A 25,726-nucleotide genomic window follows, 5' to 3' on the forward strand; every position below is an offset into this window, starting at 1 on the left:
TAGGAGTTGACGAACGTTGTTAAAAGATCATGCTAAGCTGATGCAGGCGATCCTCGTTTCCGGTGAAATTGTCGGAAGAAAGAAGCTGCAGAAGATGATATATATTGCGAAAAAAGTTGATTTCCCTTTTCAGGAGCGGTTCCAGTTTCATTTTTATGGACCATATTCGGAGGAATTGACCACCCGTGTGGAGGAGCTTTGTAATATGGGTTTTCTGAATGAATTACGGGAGAAAAAAGGCGGCTATTTTCAATATCGCTATACGTTGACCGATGCGGGGAAAGAGTTTTTGAGCCTAAATGAAGTGGACATGCCGTTTTTGCAAGACTGCCTTATCGATATGAATGACCAGAATGCTAGATTCCTTGAGCTGGTTTCGACGGTTTTATATTTTGATAATCTTCCAAAGGAAGAAGTCGCAAACAAGGTGTTCACCTTAAAAAGCAGCCAGCGCTACACCGAAGCAGAAATCGATGACGCATATCAATATATTGAGTCGTTGAAAGGGAAAATACAATAAAAGAAAACGCTTGGACCAACTCGACGTCCAAGCGTTTTCTTTTGGGTATCAGCGTCCACTGTAGGTGGACGAATGTCCATGGTTGGTGCCTGACACCAAAGTTGACAACAACAACAACAATTTATTTGTCGCTGAAGCGGACGCCGCCGGTTGCGTAGTGGTTTTTGCTCATTTCTTCGATGAAGACGGTGATGTTTTCTTTTGGTGCGCCGGTTGTTTCGCTGACAGCGACGGTTACCTTTTCGACAAGCGCCCGCTTTTGGTCTTCAGTACGGCCTTCGAGCATTTTTACTGTAACGTATGGCATGGATAGTACCTCCTTTTCATCATAACTTATTGTAGTGTTCCACAAATATTAAAAAAGTGCAATAACAGTGGTCACTTTGGTTTTCTTTTTCCAAGCGGTTTCATGTATACTTAAAGGAAATAGACAGAAAGAACGGCATCAAAAGGAGGAGAGGCAGGATGGAAGGATTAGAAGGATTTCTTAGATATCCGCTAAGTCTGATTCCCTATGTAGTGATTACCCTGGCGGTGGCCTTTACGGTCCATGAATTTGCTCATGCATTTGTGGCCTATAAATTCGGGGATCAAACGGCGAAAAAACAAGGGCGCCTCACGTTGAATCCGCTCAAGCATCTGGATCCAATCGGAACCCTTCTCATTTTTATTGCCGGCTTCGGCTGGGCCCGTCCTGTACCGGTGAATCGTTTTTTCTTTAAAAAGCCGCGCCTGGCAAGCATACTCGTCTCAGCTGCCGGCCCGCTTAGCAATTTGATTTTGGCCGTGATTGGCTTTATCGTCGGCTACGGGTTAAGCCGCTTTGGCATCGCAACATCGGAAGTTATTGATAATTTCATCAATATTTTTATCAACCTGAATATTGTCTTGTTTGTCTTTAACCTGCTTCCGTTCCCGCCGCTTGACGGCTATCGAATCATTGAGGACTTGGCGCCTAATGATGTCCGGGCAAAAATGACCCAATATGAACAGTACGGTTCACTGATTTTTCTAATACTTGTGATTACCCCGCTTGGCCGATATACGATTCAGCCTATTATGAATAACCTGATCCCCTGGGTAACGGAGGGATTAAGCCATTTCTTTTATACATTGTTTTTTTAGAGGAGGAAATCGCTTCAATGGAAGAGAATAAGAAAAAACTTGGCTTTAATATTATTAAAAAAGACCCATTAGACGGGCATAAAGGCTTTGGTAAGGGCGCGTTAACCCTTGATAATGTTTCCCCGGTCATTATTGATGTCGAGGCTGGCGAGGCCGAGATTGATGTCGGTGCGATGCATGCCCGAAGTGCCGTTGAAAAAGGAATTAAATTTTTGCCAAATAAAGAGGAAGTGCAAAACGGCAAGCCGTATTGGCTCGTCTGGGTCACGATTGACCGCCATGAAGCAGGGCCCTATTATGCCGGCGTGACCGCTTGTTATATGACAGTGGACAGGGAAATCCGCCGCGGCTACAAGTCTCTGCCTGAGCATGTGAACCGTATGGATAAGTCCTTGAAACGCCATATAATTGTAGACGATATGGATCCGAAATCGAAAAAGATATTAGCGGACTTCCTCCTCGCCCATAATGAGGTATTGTGGAATAATTCATCTGAAGAACTAAAAAAAGGTCTTTCGGCAGAATAGGATAATTTTTACTTGTAGTTTTTTAGAAAAATGGGTAGTATTATAAACAGTGTGTAAGCACTGTAAAACTAGGACAGGAAAAGCTCCGGAGTGATCCGGAGCTTTTCTCATTATCCTAGTAAAATTTAATTATCCCACGGCATAATCTTCTTGTACCACGGTGTTTTCTTCGTTTTCTTCTTGGCTGCCGGGCTTTCATCGCCATGTTTTAAATGCTCTGTGCAATATTCCTTCGGCTCTGTTCCTTCGACAAAGTAGGTGAAGCGGCGGACAGGACAATCATCTGTTGCCAGCTTGCCATTCTCTGGGTCGACATATACACCGATAACGCCGTCCTTCGGCGGCTTAAAGGCTTTTACAGGCTTGCCTGATAAGGCTTCCTCCATAAAATTTGCCCATATATTTTTCGCGTACGTTTTCTCAGCGGTAAGCTCGAGCGGCTTGCCGACATCATAGCCCGCCCAAACGGCTGTAACAAGCTGCGGTGAGAAACCAATCATCCAGCTGTCGGTCTCTGTTGATCCCGATTTTCCTGCATAAGGACGGGTAAGGTCTTTTATAACGGTGCTGCCGGTTACCTTGGCATAGCCATTAAGCTTCGAATCAAAGATGCCTGTCATCATTTGAGTCATAACGAACGCCTTCGCTGGGTCTAATACCTTTTCGGTATGACTTTCTCTTTCAAAAATAACATTTCCATTATAATCTTCTACTCTTGTAATTAAGATCGGCTGAACCTTTTTGCCGCCATTTGCAAACATGCTATAGGCATTGGCCATTTCAATCACGCGCACACCAGAAGTTCCTAAGGCCAGCGATGGAACCTGGTTCATCTTCGTGGAAAGGCCAAATTTCCGGGCGGTTTCAATTAACGTTCCTTCTCCTAAAAATAAATGCGTCTTAACGGCAAAAATATTATCGGAAACAGCCAGCGCCTGCGCCAGCGTGATTTCGCCGTCCGCGTATTTGTTGTTAAAATTATGCGGCGTATAATCAGGCGTCCCATCATCAAAATGGAAGGTCGTAAACTCACTTCTCATCGTTGAGGACGGCGTAAAGCCATTTTCAAGGGCAGCGTAATAGAGCAGCGGCTTAATCGTTGAGCCGGGCTGTCTAATTGCTTGAACAGCACGATTGAAGGGACTCTTTTCATAATCTCTGCCGCCGACCATCGCTTTGACGTAGCCGTTTTTTGGATCCATCGCCACAAGTCCGACCTGAATTTCCGAGGTGTTGGCTACATAATTATTGACCTGGCTTTCGGCTGCTTTCTGATCCTTTAGATTTAGCGTCGTAAAGACCTTTAAGCCGCCAAGGGCAATCGTCCGTTCATTTAAATGAAGCTGGTTTTTTAATGCATTTTTGACAGCATCCTGAAAATAAGGTGCCACCTTCACTTTTTGCGTTTTGTGCACGCCTACTAAGGCCAGCGGCATCGCAGCGGCTTCCTGTGCTGCTTTTTTCGTGATGTAATGATTCTTTACCATGCTGTCTAAAATGATCGCTTGGCGGTTTTTCGCATTTTTCATGGAAGCGAGCGGTGAATAATAGCCTGGACCCTTTGGAATGCCAGCAAGCATGCTGCCTTCTGCAAGGGTTAAATCGGCTGCCTTTTTGCCAAAATAATATTGGCTGGCCGCTTCGACGCCATAAGCCCCGTTGCCATAATAAATCGTATTTAAATAGCCTTCGAGAATATCCTTTTTTGAATAGTTCATTTCAAGGCGGATCGTATAGAATGCCTCAAGCATTTTCCGCTTCCACGTTTTGTCGTGCTCAAGAAAAAGGTTGCGGGCATATTGCTGGGTGATCGTGCTTGCACCCTGCACCTTGGCAAACGCCTGAACATCGGCAATGACGGCACCAGCAATCCGTTTAATATCAAACCCATGATGCTCGTAAAAATTTTTATCCTCAATCGATACAGTCGCATTTACGAGGTCTGGAGAAATGTTCTTCATGCCAACCCAGTAGCGCTTTTGACCGCTGTTACTCTCGCCGATTAGCGTACCATCATCGGCGAAAAATAACGTCGACTGCGGAACTGCCAGCGGTGGAGCACCCAAAATTTTGGCATAGCCGAGGATGCCGAGGAAGAGAATGAGCATACAAATCATGCCGATCAAACTGATGAAGATAAGAGCACGCAAATATTTAATCGTCTTTCGAAACCCGTGATTAGTCATGATTTCCATGATGTTCCCCCCCTGTTTTTCCATTTTTTTTTAAATGAGATAGTAATAGTATTGAAAAAAGAGAGTCATTTTAAACATTTCCCACCGAAAATTGAAATATTTTCTTTAAAATTGCTAGACTTTTTTTTCTGGTTGTATTTCAATAGGTTGGGTAGTATAAAAATTAAAGGCAATTTTATGAAAATGAATGGAGGAAGATGAAGATGGCCATTTGGTTCACAGAGAAGCAAACTGAAAACTTCGGAATCACCATGAAAGTTAATAAAACCTTACATACAGAGCAAACAGAATTCCAAAAGTTAGATATGATTGAAACAGAAGAATGGGGCAACATGCTTTTGCTAGATGACATGGTAATGACGTCTGTGAAGGATGAATTCGTTTATCATGAAATGGTGGCCCATATTCCTCTGTTCACGCATCCAAACCCTGAGAACGTTTTAGTTGTCGGCGGCGGTGACGGCGGCGTAATCCGTGAGGTCTTGAAGCACCCAAGCGTGAAGAAAGCGACGCTTGTAGATATTGATGGAAAAGTGATTGAGTATTCTAAGAAGTTTCTTCCGGAAATTGCAGGCATGTTAGAGGATCCGCGAGTGGACGTGCGTGTGGACGATGGCTTTATGCATATCGCTAAAAGCGAAAACGAGTATGACGTCATTATGGTTGACTCAACAGAGCCGGTAGGGCCAGCGGTTAACCTATTTACAAAAGGCTTCTACGCTGGAATTTCTAAAGCATTAAAAGAGGACGGTATTTTCGTGGCGCAGTCGGACAATCCATGGTTCAAAGCCGATTTAATCCGCAACGTGCAGCGCGACGTTCGCGAAATCTTCCCAATCACACGTTTGTATGTTGCCAATATCCCAACATACCCAAGCGGTTTGTGGGCATTTACAATTGGTTCGAAAAAATATGATCCATTAGAAGTGAGCGAGGACCGTTTCCACGAAATCGAAACGAAATACTACACAAAAGAACTTCACAAAGCAGCGTTCGTGCTGCCTAAGTTTGTTGGGGATTTAGTGAAGTAAATTATATAAAAAGTGAGGAATGAATAAATGCGTTTTGACGAGGCTTATTCAGGCAATGTGTTTATTAAAAGCCATCCAAGTTATGAGGAGAGCCAGGTTGTATTGTACGGGATGCCGATGGATTGGACAGTGAGCTACCGTCCGGGTTCACGTTTTGGCCCGGCGCGTATCCGCGAGGTGTCAATTGGTTTAGAGGAGTACAGTGCCTATCTTGACCGCGAGCTTGAAGAGGTAAAATATTTTGATGCCGGTGATATTCCGCTTCCATTTGGAAATCCACAGCGAAGCATTGATATGATTGAAGAATATGTGGATCAGCTTTTGGCTGCGGGTAAGTTCCCGCTTGGCATGGGCGGAGAACATTTAGTATCTTGGCCTGTTATGAAGGCTGTTTATAAGAAATACCCAGATTTAGCAATTATTCATTTTGATGCGCATACTGATTTGCGTGAGCACTATGAAGGCGAGCCGTTGTCACATTCGACGCCGATTCGCAAGATTGCGGAACATATCGGGCCGCAAAATGTTTATTCATTCGGAATTCGCTCCGGAATGAAGGAAGAGTTCGAGTGGGCGAAACAAAATGGCATGCATATTTCCAAATTTGAAGTGTTGGAGCCGCTTAAAGAAATCCTTCCGACCCTTGCCGGACGTCCGGTTTATGTGACGATTGATATCGATGTCCTAGATCCAGCACATGCACCTGGAACAGGTACGGTCGATTGCGGAGGCATCACTTCAAAAGAACTGCTTGCCTCCATTCATGAGATTGCTCGTTCAGAAGTAAAGGTTGTAGGCGGTGACCTTGTAGAGGTTGCACCAATTTACGACCCATCTGAGCAAACCGCTAACACCGCGAGCAAACTGATTCGCGAAATGATTCTAGGCTGGGTGAAATAATAATCATTATAAATTGGTGCCTGACACCAAACTAAAATGATTCTAATCTGGTGCCTGACACCTATCTATAATCATTCTAATGTAGTACAGTTGTGCCTGTCCCATAGGGGCGGGCATCTTTTGATTTGTATAGTTTCAATGTTTATAATAGGTTAGTATGCGATAAAAGTGCGCGGTCAATGATGTAGACTAGAATAATGAAAAAGAGCTTTACAAAGTTCCTTTTATAATAGGGAGTGTAATTGGTTGGATAACGCAGAAATTCCTATGAAGATTAAGGTGAAAACGACGATTGACCGGAAGGAGAGCTTTGAGCTCCAAGTTTTTGGCCAATACTTTAAAAAAGGAGAAGCAACCTTTTTAAAGTATGAGGAAGTGCAGGAAGAAGGCACGGTAAGGACAATTGTCAAGGTGGCTGGCAATGAGGCGCTGATATTGCGCGGCGGTGCGGTGAAGATGCGGCTGCCATTTGAATTAAATCGAACACTAAGGGGCAGCTATGAAATGCCGTTTGGTACGTTTGAAACATTGACGCTGGCGAAACGGATTGAGCACACTGAGGGGCGGATAGACATCCTTTACGATTTTGCAATGCAAGGCGAGCATGCCGGTACATATCATTTAGAAATAACATTTCAGGAGGAGCGGAAATGAATATAGTAGAACAGGTACAAAGTAAGCTTAAGGAAGAGATTCGCGCGGCGGTGCTGAAGGCAGGGCTTGCAGCCGAGGACCAGATCCCCGATGTGATTCTGGAAACTCCAAAAGAGAAGGCTCACGGGGATTACTCGACAAATATGGCGATGCAGCTTGCAAGGGTTGCAAAGAAGGCACCGCGAATGATTGCGGAAAGCTTAATTGAAAATTTCGACCGCTCAAAGGCTTCGATTGAAAAAATTGAACTGGCGGGCCCGGGCTTTATTAATTTTTATATGAATAATGCTTATTTAACAGACTTGATTCCGACGGTCCTCGAGGCTGGTGACAAGTACGGCCAAACCAAAGTGGGCGGCAGCCAAAAAATCCAGGTCGAGTTTGTTTCTGCAAATCCGACTGGTGACCTGCACCTGGGACATGCCCGCGGTGCAGCGGTCGGCGATTCGCTATGCAACATTTTGGACATGGCCGGATATGACGTTTCCCGCGAATATTATATTAATGATGCCGGCAACCAGATCAATAATCTGGCATTATCCGTGGAGGCGCGTTATTTCCAGGCGCTTGGAATGGATAAAGAAATGCCGGAAGACGGCTATCATGGGGCCGACATTATCGGCATTGGCAAGCGTTTGGCCGAGGAATTCGGCGATAAATATGTAGCCGTTCCTGATGAGGAGCGTTTTGAGTTTTTCCGCGAGTATGGCCTGAAGTACGAAATGGCAAAATTGAAGCGCGATTTAGAGGACTTCCGCGTTGGTTTTGATGTGTGGTACTCTGAAACGTCCCTTTATAAAAATGGAAAAATCGACCAGGGGCTCGAGGCATTGCGGGCGAGCGGCTATATCTATGAGCAGGACGGTGCAACCTGGCTGCGTTCGACTGACTTAGGCGATGATAAAGACCGCGTGTTGATTAAGCAGGATGGTTCTTACACGTACTTGACGCCGGATATTGCTTATCACAAGGACAAGCTGGAGCGCGGCTTTGAAAAATTAATTAACATTTGGGGTGCGGACCACCATGGCTATATTCCTCGGATGAAGGCGGCAATTCAGGCACTCGGGTATGACCGCGAGGCGTTAGAGGTTGAGATCATCCAGCTCGTTCACTTGTATAAAAATGGTGAGAAGATGAAGATGAGCAAACGGACAGGAAAAGCCGTCACAATGCGTGATTTGGTTGATGAGGTCGGCCTCGATGCGACGCGTTACTTCTTTGCGATGCGCAGCTCAGATACGCATTTGGATTTTGATTTGGATTTAGCGGTATCGCAGTCGAATGAAAATCCGGTTTATTATGCGCAGTATGCTCACGCGCGGATTTGCAGCATTCTGCGTGCCGGTGAAGAGCAGGGCATTAAAGTAGATACTGGTGCAGATTTTTCATTGGTGGGGTCTGAAAAGGAGATCGATCTGTTGAAAAAGCTGGGCGAGTTCCCTGCTGCTGTCGGGGAGGCCGCCTTGAAGCGTGTGCCGCACCGCATCACGAACTATATTTTTGAATTAGCGTCCGCCTTTCACAGCTTTTACAATGCTGATAAGGTACTGGATCTCGAGCAGCCAGAACGCAGTAAGGCGCGCCTCGCGCTTGTGAAGGCCGTAAAGATTACGTTAAAAAATGCATTGGCGTTGATCGGGGTTTCGGCTCCGGAAAAGATGTAACTGTTGGTGACACTCTCATTGGTTTGAGGGTGTCTTTTTTTGAAGTGACATATAAATTCCGTTAAGTGACCGATAAATAGGGAAAGAACAACAAATTAGGTTGAGGGCACCTGTAATTTTTCCAGAAAAAGTGAATATCCTCCTTAAAAAAACAAATATTAATAGAGTATTTAAGCAAGTGAGGAGTGAACCGAACACATGAATATTGGAAGAGCGAAGGAAATTGCCGAATCGGCAGATGTGATTACTGTGACCTATGAGGGGACACCGGTTATCATCCAGCATGTGGATGAAGCGACAAAAATGGCACGGATTTATTCACGAAAGGATCCGGAGAATGAACGGGAAGTTCCTGTTTTAAATCTTATTGAAGAGTAAAAGTCTCCGCTGCGACCCGGAGACTTTTTTTATTGGGACCTGGTAGGCCCACGCCTTATTTCACCTCAATCGCCCCGCCGCTAACACGCTTAAAACCCCGTAGTTTACTTAAGTCCTCCACCAACCTCAGGGCGGCTTGATCCTTCGCTTTCGCCTCAATCATAAAATCAACATCCTGGCCAAACTCTTTTAAAATCTTCAAAAATGGCATCACAAACTCAGGGTCGACGAAATCGGCATGGGAGCGGAATTCCTTCTCAGACTTCGGTGAGGAAATATGAATTTTGGGCAAAAACGGTTTATGGGACCAGGTTTGAAAAATGCGCGGGAGCAAGTCCACAAGCGGTGCTTCACATAGATTGGCCATATGATGATGATAATCAAACACCAAGGGAATACCTTCTTTTTCACAAACCGAAAGCGTCTCCTCAGCCGTATAGGTTTTATCGTCATTTTCTAACGTCATCACTTGTTTAATAGGAGCGGGCAGCGTCGTTAAATTCTCATGAAACCGGGCCAGTGCCTGTTGCTTATCCCCATACGCTCCGCCAATATGGATATTAATCAGACCCACGTCCTCAAGCCCCATTGCCTCAAACATTTGATAATGGTATGTCATGTCTACAACAGCATTTTCGGTAATCTTCGCTTTCGGCGAGGTAAAAAGCGTAAATTGATTCGGATGGAAGCTGACCCGGAGCCGTTTCTTCTGGACAATCGAACCAATCTCCTGCCACTCACTTTCAAATGGCGTAATAAAGTCCCAGCGCACCTCCGGATGGGTGGCGAGCGGAACAATCGAGCTTGAAAAACGGTACAGCTCCAGTTCATGGGCAATATTGTAGTACAGCATGCGGAGGGTATGGTTTAAGTTTTGCTTTGTCACCTCGAATAATTTTTCCTCCCGCTCCTGAACCCCCATTTGCTCATACCTCGTAAAGGTGAGCGTCTTGGCAGGGGAGGCATCCCACAAACTAATCGCATGGGACACATAACCGAAACGAATTTTCATCTGCGAAAACTCCATTCTTTTATAAAAAATAAGCAATCGCGAAAGCAATGCCTTCTTTTACTTTCCTAAAAAAAGTTCCATGATTGAGGTTTGTTAACGACAGCGGCTTGGAATCGGCGATGTCTTTTTTTAGAACCGACCGCAAGCGTTCAATAAAGGCAGGATCATATAGATAGCAATTAATTTCTTTGTTTAAAAAGAAGCTGCGTTTGTCGAAGTTGGCGGTGCCGATGTCACAGATTTTGTCATCGATAACAATTGTTTTGGCATGATAAAAACCATTTTTATATTGAAAAACCTCCGCACCTTCACGAAGAAGCCTGCGTAAATAACGGTATGAAGCTTCCTGGACTAGGATATGGTCAGCCGTATAGGGAACCACAACCGTAATGCTCACACCGCGGTTTGCCGCCTCCAGCAGCTCGGAAAAAACTTTCCTGCTTGGAATAAAATAGGGCGTACCAATAATAATGGAACTGGCAGATTTACGGATCACTCGAATAAACCAATCCTCCAGCTGACCTGCTTCCGTCGGCACAAACTGGTGGCGGATTTCACCCTTCAGCAGTTCAGGAAAGTACTGCTGTGAGCGCTGTAAATTCTCCCCAGCATACTCCTTCCAGTCCATTAAAAACTCGCTCTGTAAAAAATCGACGCTCTCGCCGGTTATTTTTAAATGATAATCCCGCCATGGGCTCAGCTTGGGATCACCGTCAATATACTCCTGGCCAATATTAAATCCGCCAAGATACCCAATTTCCCCATCAATTATTGAAATCTTTCGGTGATTCCGAACCTGCGAGGAATAAAACAGAAAAGGAAGCTTAATCCGGTTGCTAAAGGCAAACCGAATGCCTGCTGCTTGCAAATCCTGAATGGTTTTCTTCTTGATTTTCCAGCTGCCGAGCCTGTCGACGAGCAGCCGGACTTCCACCCCTTGGCGAGCTTTTTCTTTTAACAACGAGAGGAATTCCTGGCCAAATGTATCGTCCTTCACAATATAAAACAGAACATGAACATGCTTTCTTGCCTGGCGGATTTCGGAGAAATAATCGAGGAACAGTTCCTTGCCGTGAGTAAAAATCTCAAAATTCCCATGAAGGATGGCCGTTTCGGTATTGCGTGCTATTGAAAGATGCTTCTTTCGGCCTAATTTAAAATCTAAAACCATCCAAAGAATGATCAGCCCAATCAAAATAAGTGCAAATTGCATGTGGAATCATTCCTCCAATCCGTTTTGTTAGTTTTTCCGAAGGCCATGATTTCTATAAGTCGAACGATTCTTTCAAAAAACTGGTTGACTGAATGCTCATTCATAATATAATAGAGTTAAAGAGGATTCAGAAAATTGTTTATTTTTACAACTTACAAAACATACAACGAAAGGGGCGTTTTATGTGAATGGTTTATTATGGGTTAACCTGATTGCATTCTTGGCTGTAACCGCTTACGCGATTAGCCTGTTCGTTTACGTTGTCAAAACGCGGATTGAATTTATCAAGCTTGGCAAAAAAGTTGAGTTTGATAACAATGTCAAAGAACGTCTGCAAAAAATCTGGGTCAACGTTTTTGGACAGAAAAAGCTTTTAAAGGATAAAAAGAGTGGTGCCATCCACGTTATGTTCTTTTACGGCTTCATTCTCGTTCAATTCGGAGCGATTGATTTCATTTGGAAGGGACTGGCCCCAGGCTCACACCTGCCGTTAGGTCCGCTTTATGCAGGGTTTACGTTTTTCCAAGAAATCGTTACGTTGATGATTTTAGTAGCGGTCATTTGGGCTTTCCACCGCCGCTATGTTGAAAAATTAGTCCGTCTTAAGCGCAATTTCAAATCAGGCCTTGTATTGTTATTTATCGGCGGCTTGATGGTTTCTGTTTTAATTGGTAATGGTATGGGTATCATCTGGCACGGCGAAGAAACGTCTTGGACAGAGCCAGTCGCTTCGGTAATCTCGGTTATTTTTTCAGGCATTGGTGAAACCGCCTCCATTGTGATCTTCTACATTGCCTGGTGGGCGCATTTATTGTTCTTGTTAACCTTCTTAGTCTACGTACCGCAGTCCAAGCACGCGCACTTAATCGCGGGACCGGCGAACGTGTATTTTAACCGTTTAGAAAAACCAGGCAAGCTGAAAAAAGTGGATTTCGAAGATGAATCCCAAGAATCCTTCGGAGTTGGGAAAATTGAAGACTTCACGCAGCACCAAATGATCGACTTTTATGCCTGCGTAGAGTGCGGCCGCTGTACCAACATGTGTCCGGCTACCGGCACTGGCAAAATGCTGTCGCCAATGGATTTGATTGTAAAAATGCGTGACCATTTAACGTTTCATGGTGCCGCGGTAACGCAAAAGCAACCATGGGTGCCGACCTTTGCTTTTAGTGGTACAAAAGGGAATCAAATTGCTTTGACTGCGAGCGGACAAGGTGCACAAGAATCGGCTGCTGCCCTTGCTTACAGCCCAAGCTTGATTGGCGATGTCATTACTGAAGAAGAAATCTGGGCGTGTACAACCTGCCGTAACTGTGAAGACCAATGTCCGGTAATGAACGAGCATGTGGATAAAATTATTGACCTTCGCCGTTATTTAGTTTTAACAGAAGGAAAATTGGATGCCGATGCACAGCGAGCGATGACGAATATCGAGCGCCAGGGCAACCCTTGGGGCTTAAACCGTAAAGAGCGCGAAAACTGGCGCGAAGTCCGCGAGGATGTTCATATTCCGACTGTGAAGGAAATGAACAAGGCTGGCGAAGAATTCGAATACTTATTCTGGGTTGGCTCCATGGGCTCTTACGACAACCGCAGCCAAAAGATTGCGCTGTCGTTTGCGAAACTGTTGAACGAAGCAGGCGTGAAGTTTGCGATTTTAGGTAACAAAGAGAAAAACTCCGGTGATACACCGCGCCGTTTAGGTAACGAGTTTTTATTCCAGGACTTGGCTGCAAAAAATATCGAGGAATTTGAAAAGGCTGAGGTTAAGAAGATCGTAACGATTGATCCGCATGCCTACAATATATTCAAAAATGAATACCCTGACTTTGGTTTAGAGGCAGAGGTTTACCACCATACAGAGGTACTGTTTGAGCTAGTGAGGGATGGACGCCTTGTACCGAAGCATGCGGTTAACGAAACAATTACGTTCCATGATTCTTGTTACTTAGGACGTTACAATGACGTGTACGACGCACCGCGTGAGATTCTGAAATCTATTCCTGGCGTCAAGCTTGTCGAAATGGAACGGAACCGTGAAAAAGGCATGTGCTGTGGTGCCGGCGGCGGTTTGATGTGGATGGAGGAAGAAACAGGAAACCGTATTAACGTAGCAAGAACAGAGCAGGCGCTTGCTGTAAATCCATCGGTTATCAGTTCGGGCTGTCCATACTGCTTAACAATGATTACCGACGGAACAAAGGCGAAGGAAGTGGAAGAAAAGGTGTCCACATATGATGTTGCCGAGCTATTAGAAAAAGCAGTCTGCGGTGATTTAAAGGCAGTAGCATCTTAATCAAGAATAGTAGAGGTTGAGTATTTTCGTGAATTCATAAAATTTTAGGAATTTTGCGTAAAAATATTTCAACTTCTACTCTTTTTTATGTAAAATAGAATATAGAGTAAAACGCTTACATTTCCTTTTTTTAATAAACGCATTGATGCGTTAATTTTTTAGTTTGTTATCGAGCGAGCGTTCAGTCACTTTGTTGAAGGGGTATTTAATAAACATAAAAGGGAGAGTGTTTTGAATGGGGAAAACGGTTATTTTAAGCGGAGTTAGAACGCCTTTTGGCAAATTCGCAGGATCCTTGAGCGGCTTCACGGCATCAGAGCTGGGAGGAATCGCGGTAAAGGAAGCTTTAGTGCGGGCCGATGTGAAAGCTGAAGAGGTTCAGGAAGTCATCCTTGGAACGGTTTTACAAGGAGGACAGGGGCAAATTCCATCTCGTCAGGCGGCAAGACATGCCGGATTGCCGTGGGAAGTGAAAACAGAAACGATTAATAAGGTTTGCGCTTCCGGAATGCGGAGCGTGACTTTGGCAGACCAAATCATCCGCGCTGGCGATGAGGAAGTCATTGTTGCAGGCGGCATGGAATCGATGAGCAATGCGCCGTACATTCTACCAAAAGCAAGATGGGGACTGCGCATGGGCGACGCTGCCGTAAATGATTTAATGATTCATGATGGTTTGAGCTGCAGCTTTACTGGTGTTCACATGGGCACATACGGAAATTCGACAGCAGCAGAGATGGAGATCTCCCGAGAGGCACAGGATGAATGGGCATTGAGAAGCCATGCACGGGCAGTTGCCGCGATTGAAAGCGGAAAATTTGCTGAAGAAATCGTTAAGGTGGAAGTGCCGCAGCGAAAAGGGGCTCAGGTTTTGGTTGAGCATGATGAAGCGCCACGTAAAGATACATCTCTTGTCCGCCTTTCCAAGCTTGCTCCAGCGTTTAATTCAACGGGTACGATTACAGCGGGAAATGCGCCTGGCGTCAATGACGGTGCGGCTGCCCTCGTGCTGATGAGTGAAGAGCGCGCTGCACGCGAAGGCCGTACAGCGGAAGCAGTTATTTTGGGGCATGCGGCGATTGCTGTGGAAGCAAAGGACTTCCCGCAGACACCTGGTCTTGTCATCAATGAAATTTTACGAAAAACAGGCCGGAGCCTAGAAGAAATTGACTTGTTTGAAATCAATGAAGCCTTTGCGGCGGTCGCATTAGCGAGCAGCCAAATTGCCGGCCTTGATCCGGAAAAGGTCAATGTTAACGGCGGTGCGGTCGCCCTTGGACATCCAATTGGGGCAAGTGGAGCGCGCATTATCATCACGTTGATGCATGAATTGAAGCGCCGCGGCGGCGGAATCGGGATTGCAGCAATTTGCTCCGGCGGCGGCCAGGGCGATGCGGTGATGATTGAGGTTCCTAAGAGCTAAATTTATAGGGTAGATTTTTCCAAAAATTGTCTAAATGGACAATGAGGCTTTATAAATAGACAAAACCTATTAAAAAATAGACAAAACACCGAAAAAAATAGACAAAACCATATTTGGATATAAAAATAAGGGGCTGCGGCCCCCATTTGGAGGGGAAAACATGAAGGTTTCTAAAGTAATGGTAATCGGAGCAGGACAAATGGGCTCTGGGATCGCTCAAGTATGCGCCCAGGCAGGCTACAATGTCGTATTAAATGACCTTAAATCTGAATTTGTTGAACGCGGCTTAGGAGTCATCAACAAAAATCTATCTCGCAACGTAGACAAAGGACGGATGACAGACGAGCAAAAGCAAGAAGTGCTGGCAAGGCTCACAGCCTCAACTGACCTTCATGATGCAGCCGAAGTGGATCTTGTTATTGAAGCAGCGGTTGAAAACATGGACATTAAGACGAAGATTTTCGCGCAGCTGGATGAAATTGCTCCGGCACATGTGATTTTAGCGAGCAACACTTCATCGCTGCCGATTACGGAAATTGCCGCGGCAACCAATCGTCCCGAAAAGATTATCGGCATGCATTTCATGAATCCGGTGCCGGTGATGAAGCTGGTTGAAATAATTCGCGGCTTAGCGACAGCAGATGAAGTATACCAAGTGATTGAAGATATGACGAAAACACTCGGCAAGGTGCCGGTGGAAGTGAATGACTTCCCAGGTTTTATCTCCAACCGCATCCTTTTGCCAATGATCAATGAAGCAATTTATGCCTTGTACGAGGGCGTTGCAACGAAGGAAGCGATCGACGAAGTAATGAAGCTCGGCATGAATCACCCGATGGGACCTCTAACGTTGGCTGATTTTATTGGCTTAGATACATGCCTATACATTATGGAAACGCTTCAAGAGGGCCTTGGCGACGACAAATACCGTCCATGTCCACTTCTTCGCAAATATGTAAAAGCAGGCTGGCTCGGCAAGAAAACCGGCCGAGGGTTTTACACATACGAATAGAGTAGGGGAATCGTACCGCAGTTTTTACACGAACGAATAACATATAAAAAATAATTTAAGCCCAGTTCCATTCTATTTTTCGAAAAAGGGGATGCTTGATGATGAATACTGCTACTTTAGATTCTCCAAAAGGAGAAATCAGCATGAATCTAACATTCACAGAAGAACAAGAAATGATGCGAAAAATGGTCCGCGATTTTGCCGAAAACGAAATTGCTCCGTTTATTGAAAAAATGGAAAAGGGCGAGTTTCCGCGCGAAGTTCTTCGCAAGATGGGGGAACTGGGCCTGATGGGAATTCCGGTTCCGGAAAAATACGGCGGCGCTGAGATGGATTTTACTTCCTATATCATCGCCATTAATGAGCTATCCAAGGTAAGCGCCACCATCGGCGTCATCCTTTCCGTTCATACCTCCGTCGGTACTAACCCGATCCTTTATTTCGGAACCGAGGAACAGAAACAGAAGTATTTGCCAAAGATGGCGTCCGGCGAGTATCTTGGGGCATTTTGCTTAACGGAACCGAGCTCTGGATCGGATGCTGCCAGCTTGAAATCGCGCGCGGTTCGTAGCGGCGATCATTATGTGATTAACGGCTCGAAGGTGTTTATCACAAATGGCGGCGAAGCCGATGTCTATATTGTGTTTGCCAAAACAAATCCGGAGCTAGGCAGCAGAGGAATCTCAGCGTTTATTGTGGAAAAGGGGACGCCTGGTCTCGTGATCGGCAAGGATGAAAAGAAAATGGGCTTGCACGGCTCCAGAACAGTCCAGCTGACGTTCGAGGATATGAGGGTTCCGGTAGAGAACATTCTTGGTACGGAAGGCGACGGCTTTAAAATCGCGATGGCCAACCTCGACGTCGGCCGCATTGGGATTGCCGCTCAGGCACTTGGAATCGCTGAGGCCGCACTGTCAGCCGCAACCGTCTATGCGAAGGACCGCCAGCAGTTCGGCAAACCGATTGCTGCCCAGCAGGGGATTGGTTTTAAGCTAGCCGATATGGCCACTAGTGTGGAGGCTGCGAAACTATTAGTCTATCGTGCGACCGATTTGCGTGCGCGCGGTGTGAAGTGCGGTTTGGAAGCTTCGATGGCGAAGCTTTATGCATCTCGGACTGCGGTAGAGGTTGCAACCGAAGCCATCCAGGTTTTCGGCGGCTACGGTTACACTGAGGATTATCCAGTTGAACGGTATTTCCGTGATGCGAAAATTACGGAGATTTATGAGGGTACGAGTGAGATCCAGCGGATTGTGATTAGTAAGAATCTGTAGGGCTTACAAAAGTAACCAGCAAATGTCGATAACTTCTGAAAAAAAGTAGTAAGTAGCTGAAAAGAGGTTGTAAATTCCAAAAAATAGGTAGTAAGCTGCTGAAAATAGGTCATAAGTTCCGAAAAATAGGTAGTAATTTTCTCGGAATGTAGAATGTGGTCTCAAAATTGTAGATTCCAAACTGAATTTTGTAGAATGCACACCAAAAATTGTAGATTCCAAACTGATTTTTGTAGAATACCCACTAAAATTTGTAGAAAGTTTAAAGGAGGATTCCAAAAATGAACTTCAAACTATCCGAAGAACATGAAATGATTCGTAAAATGGTTCGTGATTTCGCGCGCAACGAGGTGGCGCCTACCGCTGCAGAACGTGATGAGGACGAACGCTTTGATCGTGAGATTTTTGACAAAATGGCAGAGCTTGGCTTAACAGGCATTCCGTGGCCGGAAGAGTACGGCGGAATCGGCAGCGATTACTTAGCATACTGCATCGCAGTAGAAGAGCTTTCCCGCGTTGATGCCTCAATAGGTGTAACTCTTTCTGCTCACACTTCACTTGCAGGCTGGCCGATTTACAAATTCGGCAACGAAGAACAAAAGCAAACCTATCTGCGTCCAATGGCAGAGGGAAGCAAGATCGGCGCTTACGGCTTAACAGAGCCAGGCAGCGGTTCCGATGCAGGCGGCATGAGAACGACGGCACGTCTTGAAGGCGATCATTATGTCCTAAACGGCTCCAAAATTTTCATCACTAACGGCGGCATTGCGGATATCTATGTTGTTTTTGCTTTAACCGATCCATCGAGCAGACAAAAAGGTACAACTGCATTTATCGTGGAAAAAGATTTCCCAGGCTTCTCAGTAGGGAAAAAAGAAAAGAAACTAGGCATCCGTTCATCACCGACAACGGAAATTATTTTTGAAGATTGCCGTGTTCCAGTTGCCAACCGTCTTGGCGAAGAGGGCGAAGGCTTCAAAATTGCGATGATGACGCTTGATGGCGGACGTAACGGCATCGCAGCGCAAGCAGTGGGAATTGCCCAAGGCGCTCTAGACGCTGCTGTCGACTATGCCAAAGAACGCCACCAGTTCGGCAAGCCAATCGCGGCCAACCAAGGTATCAGCTTCAAGCTTGCTGATATGGCAACAGGCATCGAAGCATCAAGACTATTAACCTATCAAGCAGCATGGCTGGAGTCTAATGGACTTCCGTACGGAAAAGAGTCGGCGATGTCGAAGCTACTTGCCGGCGACACGGCGATGAAGGTAACGACGGAAGCAGTCCAAGTATTTGGCGGCTACGGTTATACAAAGGATTATCCTGTTGAAAGATTTATGCGCGATGCAAAAATCACACAAATCTACGAAGGCACACAGGAAATTCAGCGCCTCGTTATTTCTAGAATGATCACTAAGTAAACAGAAAAGCGGAAGCGCCTTGACAAGGGGCGACAGGCATAAGACGAGCCGGCGAGAAGGTTGCTCTTTAACCTTCTTGACGGATTGGCTTATGACCCCGAGCCCCTAGGCGCTGGAGCTAGACAAGGTGGTAAAAAGTGATGAAAAAGCGGGAGGTTCAGGCCTCGGTCAAGGATGAGCGCCTCGTTCAAAAGAGGCGTGACCAAATGATCAAAGGGGCCGTTGCACTTTTTAAACAAAAGGGGTTTCACCGGACAACGACAAGGGAAATTGCCAAAGCGGCCGGCTTTAGCATTGGGACGCTTTATGAATATATCCGCACAAAGGAAGACGTGCTTTATCTCGTCTGCGACAGCATCTATGACCATGTCAGCGAGCGCCTCGAGCAGGACTTGTCTGTCAAAAAAGGGACATTGGAGAGCTTAAAGCTCGGCATTGCGAACTTTTTCCATGTAATGGATGAAATGCAGTCCGAAGTGCTCGTCATGTATCAGGAAGTCAAATCGCTGTCAAAAGACGCGCTTCCATATGTGTTGAAAAAAGAAGAAGCCATGGTGGCCATGTTTGAAAACTTGCTTTCCCGCTGTATCGAGAACGGGGAGCTTGAGTTAACTGAACAGCAGGTAAAAATCATTGCCCATAATATTTTTGTTCAAGGACAAATGTGGGGCTTCCGCCGCTGGGCATTACGAAAATTATTTACTTTAGACGAATATATCGAACTGCAAACCGAGCAATTACTGTCAGGACTGCGCCAATTCCTGCCGCAAAAAAAGGGATAATTTTAAAAAAAGGGGGAACCCAAGCGTGAAAACTACGAGTAAATACCAGCCGAAGCATCATATCCGCTTTGTCACAGCGTCCAGTCTGTTTGACGGCCACGATGCTTCCATCAATATTATGCGTCGAATCCTTCAGTCAAGCGGGGCCGAGGTCATCCACCTTGGCCATAACCGCTCCGTCGAGGAGGTTGTGAACGCTGCGATTCAAGAGGACGCCCAAGGAATCGCGATTTCATCCTATCAAGGCGGACATGTCGAATATTTTAAATACATGTATGACTTATTAAAAGAAAAAGGCGCACCGCATATCCGGATTTACGGCGGCGGAGGCGGCGTGATTATCCCTCGGGAAATAAATGAGCTCCATGAGTACGGAATTGCCTGGATATTCTCACCGGAAGACGGCCGCACCCTCGGCCTTCAGGGTATGATTGACCGGATGATTGAGGATTGTGATTTTTCAACGGTTACAGACGATATCAGCGAGCAAATCGAAAAACTTCCTTCAGGGGATGTTAATGCAATTGCCAAGCTAATAACTGTGGCAGAGCTTCATGTTGATAAAAGGAACGAAGCAGCAGCAACAGCTGAAAAAGTGCTCGAGCAGGTAAAGTCCCTTGAGAAGGGAATTCCAGTGGTTGGGATCACTGGGACGGGCGGTGCTGGAAAAAGTTCGTTAACCGACGAATTGATCCGCCGTTTTATCAACGAGCTGCCTGATAAAAAAGTCGCGATCCTTTCGGTTGACCCAACAAAGCAAAAAACAGGCGGTGCGCTTCTTGGTGACCGCATCCGCATGAATGCGATTTTTTCACCAAATGTATATATGCGCAGCCTTGCGACAAGACATTCGAAAAACGAGCTGTCACTCGCGATTAAAGATGCTGTTGCCGTAACAAAGGCGGCGGGCTTTGACCTTGTCATCGTGGAAACAAGCGGGATCGGACAGGGGGATGCCGAAATCACCGAAATCTGTGATGTATCGCTTTATATCATGACTTCAGAATTCGGGGCACCGTCTCAGCTGGAAAAAATCGATATGATCGACTTCGCCGACCTGATCGTCATCAATAAATTCGAGCGTAAGGGTTCAGAGGACGCAAAGCGCCAAGTGCAAAAGCAATACCAGCGCAGCCATATGCTGTTTGAAAAAGACCCGTCGGAAATGCCGGTATACGGAACGATTGCCAGTCAGTTCAATGACCATGGTACAAATGCTTTGTTTGCAGCGTTAATTGAAAAAATTAACGAAAAAATGGACACTGATTGGGTGACTTCTTTTAATAAAAATGCCGTTGTGGAAAAGCAAAACGTGATTATTCCAACGGACCGCCGCTACTATTTACGTGAAATTTCAGAAACAGTGCGCGGCTATCATAAGAAGGCCGAAGAGCAGGCCAATATTGCCCGTAAATTATTCCAGCTTGAGGGTGCGATTGAAGCGGTTCATGAGCCAAGCGTAATTGCGGCACTCGAGGCAGTCAAAGCAGAAACAGAAGCGAAATTAACCCCGGAATCGAAGAAAATCTTAGACAGCTGGGAAGATACGAAAAAAGCGTATTCCGGAGATAAATTTGTCACTAGAATCCGCGATAAAGAGATCATTACGATTTTAAAAACAAAGAGCTTATCAGGGCTTGATATTCCAAAAGTGGCGCTGCCTAAATTCAAGGATTACGGCGAAATTCTCCGCTGGGTTTACCAGGAAAATGTACCGGGTTCCTTCCCATATACAGCAGGTGTTTTCCCATTCAAGCGTGAAGGGGAAGATCCAAAACGCCAGTTTGCTGGCGAAGGTACACCGGAAAGAACGAACCGCCGTTTCCACTATTTATCGAAGGACGACGAAGCGAAACGCTTAAGTACGGCATTTGATTCAGTTACTTTGTATGGCGAAGACCCAGACTACCGTCCTGATATATACGGGAAAGTCGGCGAAAGCGGCGTCAGCGTTTGTACGCTAGACGACATGAAAAAGCTTTATGACGGCTTTGATCTTTGCCACCCATCGACTTCGGTCTCGATGACAATCAATGGACCGGCGCCGATTATTTTAGCGATGTTCATGAATACAGCAATAGATCAGCAGGTAAAGCAGAAAGAAGCGGAGTTGGGCCGCGTGCTGACGGTGGAAGAATTCGCCGAAGTCCGTGCCTATACATTACGGACTGTCCGTGGTACGGTGCAGGCTGATATTTTAAAAGAAGACCAAGGACAGAACACTTGTATTTTTTCAACAGAGTTTGCCCTAAGAATGATGGGGGATATCCAGCAATATTTCATTGACCATCAGGTCCGCAACTACTATTCTGTTTCCATTTCCGGCTATCACATTGCTGAAGCGGGAGCGAATCCGATTTCACAATTGGCATTCACGCTGTCAAATGGCTTCACTTATGTCGAGTACTATTTAAGCCGCGGCATGAAGATTGATGACTTTGCGCCGAACTTATCATTCTTTTTCAGTAATGGATTAGATCCGGAATATACCGTTATTGGCCGTGTGGCCCGCCGTATTTGGGCAACGGTGATGCGAGATAAGTATGGTGCAAACGAACGGAGCCAAAAGCTGAAGTACCATGTTCAGACATCCGGCCGCTCGCTGCATGCTCAGGAAATCGATTTTAATGATATCCGCACCACTTTGCAGGCATTAATGGCCTTACATGATAACTGTAATTCGCTTCATACCAATGCTTATGATGAGGCGATTACAACGCCAACCGAGGAATCAGTTCGCCGGGCGATGGCGATTCAAATGATCATTACAAACGAGCACGGCTTAACGAAAAATGAAAATCCGCTTCAGGGTGCGTTCATTGTGGAAGAGCTTACGGAACTTGTCGAAGAAGCCGTTTTACAAGAGTTTGAACGTCTGAATGATCGCGGCGGTGTGCTTGGTTCGATGGAGACCCAGTACCAGCGCGGCAAGATTCAAGATGAATCGATGTATTATGAAATGAAAAAGCATACCGGTGAACTGCCAATTATTGGCGTCAATACGTATTTAAATCCGAATCCTCCGTCCGAGGAAGACGTTAACAATATGGAATTGGCCCGTGCTACAACTGAGGAAAAAGAGCTGCAGATTCATAATTTGCGCACGTTCCAGGAAAGCCACAAAAGCGAAGCAGCAGCGGCACTAAAACGCCTGAAGGAAGCGGCAGTCAATAATGGCAACATTTTTGCCGAACTGATGGAAACCGTCAAAGTAGCAAGTCTCGGCCAAATTACCCGCGCCCTTTACGAAGTCGGCGGGCAGTACCGAAGAAATATGTAAGGAATGTTGAGTGTCAGGCACCATGTGAAATTTTCACATGGTGCCTGACACCGTTGTTTTACAAAAAAGAATTATCTTATATAATCAAACTAGTGGACAAACTTCGAGGATCATGGCAGGTGTGAAGATATGAAGCTACGTACGATGATCATTGTTTTAATCATTTTTGCCTGGCCATTATATTATCTGTATGAGCGCCAGTTAGGTGCCGTCTCATTCCTGCTTTTAGCGATCTTCTTTCTTGTTATTTCGATTAAAGAATTAAAAAAATTCAACAAAAAGGACGACTAGCAGGAAAAAATCAAGGGATTGGTCAGCTAGAACTAGCATAAACGGTAAGAATTTGTTTATAATGAAGAATATGCAAACTGGGAGAAATGCCCTTATCACTCTTTTTAGAGTGTTAAATAGAGAAAGGAAGTGCCAATATTGAGTTTAGCACAATACTCAAAAGAGGAATTACAAGAGTTATCCCTCATAGAAATGGCTTACGAATTTTTAAAAAATAGCAAGCAACCAATCTCCTTCAATGAATTGGTCAATGAAATTACACAGGCTGCCGAGCTTTCTGAAGCAGAAGTTCGCGCGCGGCTGGCACAATTTTATACTGACATGAATATAGATGGCCGTTTCCTTGCATTAGGCGACAATCGCTGGGGACTTCGCGTTTGGTATCCGGTAGATACAGCGGAAGAAGAAGTTGTGAACACAGTGAAGCCGAAGAAGAAAAAGGCCAAGAAAGTCGTCGATGAAGAGGATCTTGACGATTTCGATGAAATTGAGGATGAAGATTACGATGACGTTGATGATTTTGACGACGAAGATGATCTCCTTGATGATGATGACGATGCCTTCGATGAACTTGATGAAGTCGACGAGTTTGACGATGATGATGAAGAAGTGATTGAGGACGACGAAGAGTTCGATCTTGACGAAGAAGATGATCTCGATGACGACCTTGATGATGATGAAGATGAAGAGGCAGACATAGACGAAGAAGACGAAGACTTGTAATTTTTACCCGGTTATTCAGCTTGACTTTTCATCCATGCCCTTGTATTATCTTTTTTGGGCTCCTTAAAAAAGGACGATACATTATTTACCTACAATGCGCTCCCTTACCATTGCGTAAGCGGAGCGCTTTTTATTTTTGTCCAGCTGCAGCGCCTAGGGGCTCGATGGTCTACAGCCAATCCGTCGAGAAGGTTAAAAAGCAACCTTCCCGCCGGCTCGTCTTATGCTTGTCGCCCCTAATCAAGGCGCTTCCGCTTTTCTGCGCAAAAACTCCACTTGAACGGAGTTTTTTCGTTTGAAAATTTTTTGCAAAACTCCCATTAACAAACCGAATAATGTACAAACTGTATACGAGGGGGAATATTTAATGACAAAATATATTTTTGTAACGGGTGGTGTCGTTTCATCACTTGGAAAGGGAATTACCGCAGCATCCTTAGGGCGCTTGCTGAAAAATCGAGGGTTAAATGTAACGATTCAAAAATTTGACCCATACATTAACGTCGACCCAGGAACGATGAGTCCTTATCAACATGGTGAAGTGTTCGTTACCGATGACGGTGCCGAAACTGATTTGGACTTAGGCCACTATGAGCGCTTTATTGACATTAATTTAAACAAGTATTCTAACGTAACGACTGGTAAAATCTATTCATCGGTTTTACGCAAAGAGCGCCGCGGTGAGTATTTGGGAGCAACCGTACAGGTTATTCCTCATATTACGAATGAAATCAAGGAGCGCTGCTTCCGTGCCGGCAACGAAACGAATGCAGATGTGGTCATCACGGAAATCGGCGGAACAGTGGGCGATATTGAATCACTGCCATTTTTAGAAGCGATTCGCCAAATCAAGAGTGATATTGGCTCAGAAAACGTAATGTACATCCACTGTACATTGATTCCGTTTATCAAGGCAGCTGGTGAAATGAAAACAAAACCAACCCAGCACAGCGTCAAAGAGCTTCGCAGCCTTGGAATTCAGCCAAATATTATCGTCGTTCGTACGGAACTGCCAGTTTCCCAGGACATGAAGGATAAACTTGCCTTGTTCTGTGATATCGATGCAAAAGCAGTGATTGAATGCCGTGACGCAGACACGCTTTATTCGATTCCACTGGCTCTTCAAGAGCAAAATATGGACCAAATTGTCTGTGACCACTTGAAATTGGCAACTCCAGAAGCGGAAATGACCGAGTGGAAGGCACTAGTGGACCGAGTTCTGAATCTATCCGGTAAAACGCGCATCGGACTTGTCGGAAAATATGTTGAGCTGCAGGATGCTTACATTTCCGTAGTTGAAGCGATGAAGCACGCAGGCTATGCTTTTGATACCGATGTTGAAATTAAATGGATTAACTCTGAAGAGGTTACCCGCGAGAATGTTGCCGAGCTTTTGGGTGATGTCGATGGTGTCCTTGTACCTGGCGGTTTCGGTGATCGCGGTATTGAAGGAAAAATCGAAGCGACTCGCTATGCGCGTGAGCAGAAGAAGCCATTCTTGGGTATTTGCTTAGGTATGCAGCTGGCAACGATTGAATTTGCCCGCAACGTTCTTGGGCTTAGTGATGCTCATTCCGCGGAATTTGTTCCGGAAACAGCTCACCCAATCATCGACCTGCTTCCAGAGCAGAAGGATGTGGAGGATTTAGGCGGTACCTTGCGCTTGGGTCTATATCCTGCACGCTTGGTAGAAGGCACGAAGGCGTTAGCTGCTTATGATGAAAAGGTAATTTATGAGCGCCACCGCCACCGTTATGAATTCAACAATCACTACCGTCAAGAAATGGAAGCAGCAGGCTTAGTGTTCTCTGGGACAAGCCCAGACGGCCGTTTGGTGGAAATCATCGAGCTGACTGACCACCCATGGTTCGTGGCATCCCAGTTCCATCCGGAGTTCGTCTCAAGACCAACCCGTCCACAGCCGTTGTTCCGTGACTTTATTAAAGCAACAATTCAGAAGTAGGTTTTTTGAAAGGGCCAGTTCTCGTTATGGAGGACTGGT

The 25,726-nt window shown here is 45.5% G+C and carries 22 protein-coding genes; 18 read left to right on the forward strand and 4 right to left on the reverse strand.

Translation table 11 applies throughout. The features are described from left to right. Positions 1-16 precede the first annotated feature (16 nt). The gene (locus tag V7161_RS11735; protein WP_335445316.1) at positions 17-520 is read left to right on the forward strand and encodes a YwgA family protein; all 504 of its coding nucleotides are present in this window, start codon (positions 17-19) and stop codon (positions 518-520) included. Positions 521-641: 121 nt separating this feature from the next. Here the strand turns inward: V7161_RS11735 and V7161_RS11740 are convergent, their stop codons facing one another. Then, entirely contained in the window at positions 642-827 is a 186-nt protein-coding gene (locus V7161_RS11740) for a 2-hydroxymuconate tautomerase (RefSeq protein WP_223594985.1), read from the reverse strand. A 158-nt stretch (positions 828-985) separates the two neighbouring features. Between V7161_RS11740 and V7161_RS11745 the strand changes: the two genes are divergently transcribed. Both V7161_RS11745 and V7161_RS11750 read left to right on the forward strand, forming a co-directional pair. Beyond that, on the forward strand, positions 986-1,645 hold the full coding sequence (locus V7161_RS11745) for a site-2 protease family protein (protein ID WP_335445318.1): 660 nt from the start codon (positions 986-988) through the stop codon (positions 1,643-1,645). 17 nt (positions 1,646-1,662) lie between these two features. Next, entirely contained in the window at positions 1,663-2,172 is a 510-nt protein-coding gene (locus tag V7161_RS11750; protein ID WP_335445320.1) for a YwhD family protein, read from the forward strand. Positions 2,173-2,297: 125 nt separating this feature from the next. Here the strand turns inward: V7161_RS11750 and V7161_RS11755 are convergent, their stop codons facing one another. Further along, entirely contained in the window at positions 2,298-4,367 is a 2,070-nt protein-coding gene (locus V7161_RS11755) for a transglycosylase domain-containing protein (RefSeq protein WP_335445322.1), read from the reverse strand. Positions 4,368-4,570: 203 nt separating this feature from the next. On the opposite strand from V7161_RS11755, the gene speE reads away from it, so the two are divergent. The 5 genes from speE to V7161_RS11780 all read left to right on the forward strand — a co-directional run bounded on the left by speE (position 4,571) and on the right by V7161_RS11780 (position 8,997). Then, a complete protein-coding gene (gene speE / locus V7161_RS11760) occupies positions 4,571-5,398 on the forward strand; it encodes a spermidine synthase (protein WP_289986896.1) in 828 nt (275 codons plus the stop codon). Between the two features lie 27 nt (positions 5,399-5,425). Continuing rightward, positions 5,426-6,298 carry an agmatinase gene (gene speB, locus V7161_RS11765; RefSeq protein WP_335445324.1) on the forward strand — a complete coding sequence of 291 codons (873 nt, stop codon included), beginning with the start codon at positions 5,426-5,428 and terminating at the stop codon, positions 6,296-6,298. A 246-nt stretch (positions 6,299-6,544) separates the two neighbouring features. Beyond that, the gene (locus V7161_RS11770) at positions 6,545-6,952 is read left to right on the forward strand and encodes a DUF1934 domain-containing protein (RefSeq protein ID WP_335445326.1); all 408 of its coding nucleotides are present in this window, start codon (positions 6,545-6,547) and stop codon (positions 6,950-6,952) included. Continuing rightward, complete coding sequence (gene argS, locus V7161_RS11775) at positions 6,949-8,619, forward strand: arginine--tRNA ligase (protein WP_335445328.1); 1,671 nt, start codon at positions 6,949-6,951, stop codon at positions 8,617-8,619. The genes V7161_RS11770 and argS overlap by 4 nt, the downstream gene beginning before the upstream one ends. A 198-nt stretch (positions 8,620-8,817) precedes the next feature. Next, entirely contained in the window at positions 8,818-8,997 is a 180-nt protein-coding gene (locus V7161_RS11780; RefSeq protein ID WP_335445330.1) for an H-type small acid-soluble spore protein, read from the forward strand. Between the two features lie 55 nt (positions 8,998-9,052). Here V7161_RS11780 and uvsE read toward each other — a convergent pair whose 3' ends face one another. Further along, positions 9,053-10,009, reverse strand: a complete 957-nt coding sequence (gene uvsE / locus V7161_RS11785) for a UV DNA damage repair endonuclease UvsE (protein WP_335445332.1) — start codon at positions 10,007-10,009, stop codon at positions 9,053-9,055. Between the two features lie 19 nt (positions 10,010-10,028). Beyond that, positions 10,029-11,222, reverse strand: a complete 1,194-nt coding sequence (gene cls, locus V7161_RS11790; RefSeq protein WP_335445334.1) for a cardiolipin synthase — start codon at positions 11,220-11,222, stop codon at positions 10,029-10,031. A 184-nt stretch (positions 11,223-11,406) separates the two neighbouring features. On the opposite strand from cls, the gene V7161_RS11795 reads away from it, so the two are divergent. The 10 genes from V7161_RS11795 to V7161_RS11840 all read left to right on the forward strand — a co-directional run bounded on the left by V7161_RS11795 (position 11,407) and on the right by V7161_RS11840 (position 25,687). After that, positions 11,407-13,518, forward strand: a complete 2,112-nt coding sequence (locus V7161_RS11795) for a (Fe-S)-binding protein (RefSeq protein WP_335445336.1) — start codon at positions 11,407-11,409, stop codon at positions 13,516-13,518. Positions 13,519-13,753: 235 nt separating this feature from the next. Next, positions 13,754-14,941 (forward strand): acetyl-CoA C-acetyltransferase, encoded by a 1,188-nt coding sequence (locus tag V7161_RS11800; RefSeq protein WP_335445338.1) that lies wholly within the window; start codon positions 13,754-13,756, stop codon positions 14,939-14,941. A 160-nt stretch (positions 14,942-15,101) separates the two neighbouring features. Next, positions 15,102-15,953: a 3-hydroxybutyryl-CoA dehydrogenase gene (locus V7161_RS11805; protein ID WP_335445340.1), complete on the forward strand. Its 852-nt coding sequence runs from the start codon at positions 15,102-15,104 to the stop codon at positions 15,951-15,953. 143 nt (positions 15,954-16,096) lie between these two features. Further along, positions 16,097-17,227, forward strand: coding sequence for an acyl-CoA dehydrogenase (locus V7161_RS11810; RefSeq protein WP_335445383.1), 1,131 nt, complete (start codon positions 16,097-16,099; stop codon positions 17,225-17,227). A gap of 281 nt (positions 17,228-17,508) precedes the next feature. Beyond that, positions 17,509-18,648, forward strand: coding sequence for an acyl-CoA dehydrogenase (locus tag V7161_RS11815; protein WP_335445342.1), 1,140 nt, complete (start codon positions 17,509-17,511; stop codon positions 18,646-18,648). A 140-nt stretch (positions 18,649-18,788) separates the two neighbouring features. Further along, complete coding sequence (locus tag V7161_RS11820; RefSeq protein ID WP_335445344.1) at positions 18,789-19,430, forward strand: TetR/AcrR family transcriptional regulator; 642 nt, start codon at positions 18,789-18,791, stop codon at positions 19,428-19,430. Positions 19,431-19,455: 25 nt separating this feature from the next. Beyond that, complete coding sequence (gene icmF / locus V7161_RS11825; protein ID WP_335445346.1) at positions 19,456-22,710, forward strand: fused isobutyryl-CoA mutase/GTPase IcmF; 3,255 nt, start codon at positions 19,456-19,458, stop codon at positions 22,708-22,710. A gap of 129 nt (positions 22,711-22,839) precedes the next feature. Continuing rightward, positions 22,840-23,001, forward strand: coding sequence for a hypothetical protein (locus V7161_RS11830; protein WP_335445348.1), 162 nt, complete (start codon positions 22,840-22,842; stop codon positions 22,999-23,001). Positions 23,002-23,139: 138 nt separating this feature from the next. Continuing rightward, positions 23,140-23,724, forward strand: a complete 585-nt coding sequence (gene rpoE / locus V7161_RS11835; RefSeq protein WP_335445350.1) for a DNA-directed RNA polymerase subunit delta — start codon at positions 23,140-23,142, stop codon at positions 23,722-23,724. 367 nt (positions 23,725-24,091) lie between these two features. Beyond that, positions 24,092-25,687, forward strand: a complete 1,596-nt coding sequence (locus V7161_RS11840; RefSeq protein ID WP_335445351.1) for a CTP synthase — start codon at positions 24,092-24,094, stop codon at positions 25,685-25,687. Positions 25,688-25,726 lie beyond the last annotated feature (39 nt).

Origin of the sequence: Neobacillus drentensis, from assembly GCF_036965425.1 — a bacterium.
Taxonomy (GTDB): domain Bacteria; phylum Bacillota; class Bacilli; order Bacillales; family Cytobacillaceae; genus Neobacillus; species Neobacillus drentensis_F.

Bases quoted from the DNA above. Each gene is read 5' to 3' on its own strand.
- V7161_RS11740 (WP_223594985.1), bottom strand. From the start codon at position 827: ATGCCATACGTTACAGTAAAAATGCTCGAAGGCCGTACTGAAGACCAA.
- V7161_RS11800 (WP_335445338.1), top strand. From the start codon at position 13,754: ATGGGGAAAACGGTTATTTTAAGCGGAGTTAGAACGCCTTTTGGCAAA.
- uvsE (WP_335445332.1), bottom strand. From the start codon at position 10,009: ATGAAAATTCGTTTCGGTTATGTGTCCCATGCGATTAGTTTGTGGGAT.
- V7161_RS11830 (WP_335445348.1), top strand. From the start codon at position 22,840: ATGAAGCTACGTACGATGATCATTGTTTTAATCATTTTTGCCTGGCCA.
- V7161_RS11810 (WP_335445383.1), top strand. From the start codon at position 16,097: ATGAATCTAACATTCACAGAAGAACAAGAAATGATGCGAAAAATGGTC.
- V7161_RS11745 (WP_335445318.1), top strand. From the start codon at position 986: ATGGAAGGATTAGAAGGATTTCTTAGATATCCGCTAAGTCTGATTCCC.
- V7161_RS11755 (WP_335445322.1), bottom strand. From the start codon at position 4,367: ATGGAAATCATGACTAATCACGGGTTTCGAAAGACGATTAAATATTTG.
- speB (WP_335445324.1), top strand. From the start codon at position 5,426: ATGCGTTTTGACGAGGCTTATTCAGGCAATGTGTTTATTAAAAGCCAT.
- V7161_RS11815 (WP_335445342.1), top strand. From the start codon at position 17,509: ATGAACTTCAAACTATCCGAAGAACATGAAATGATTCGTAAAATGGTT.
- V7161_RS11750 (WP_335445320.1), top strand. From the start codon at position 1,663: ATGGAAGAGAATAAGAAAAAACTTGGCTTTAATATTATTAAAAAAGAC.
- V7161_RS11780 (WP_335445330.1), top strand. From the start codon at position 8,818: ATGAATATTGGAAGAGCGAAGGAAATTGCCGAATCGGCAGATGTGATT.
- speE (WP_289986896.1), top strand. From the start codon at position 4,571: ATGGCCATTTGGTTCACAGAGAAGCAAACTGAAAACTTCGGAATCACC.
- V7161_RS11820 (WP_335445344.1), top strand. From the start codon at position 18,789: ATGAAAAAGCGGGAGGTTCAGGCCTCGGTCAAGGATGAGCGCCTCGTT.
- argS (WP_335445328.1), top strand. From the start codon at position 6,949: ATGAATATAGTAGAACAGGTACAAAGTAAGCTTAAGGAAGAGATTCGC.
- V7161_RS11805 (WP_335445340.1), top strand. From the start codon at position 15,102: ATGAAGGTTTCTAAAGTAATGGTAATCGGAGCAGGACAAATGGGCTCT.
- V7161_RS11840 (WP_335445351.1), top strand. From the start codon at position 24,092: ATGACAAAATATATTTTTGTAACGGGTGGTGTCGTTTCATCACTTGGA.
- cls (WP_335445334.1), bottom strand. From the start codon at position 11,222: ATGCAATTTGCACTTATTTTGATTGGGCTGATCATTCTTTGGATGGTT.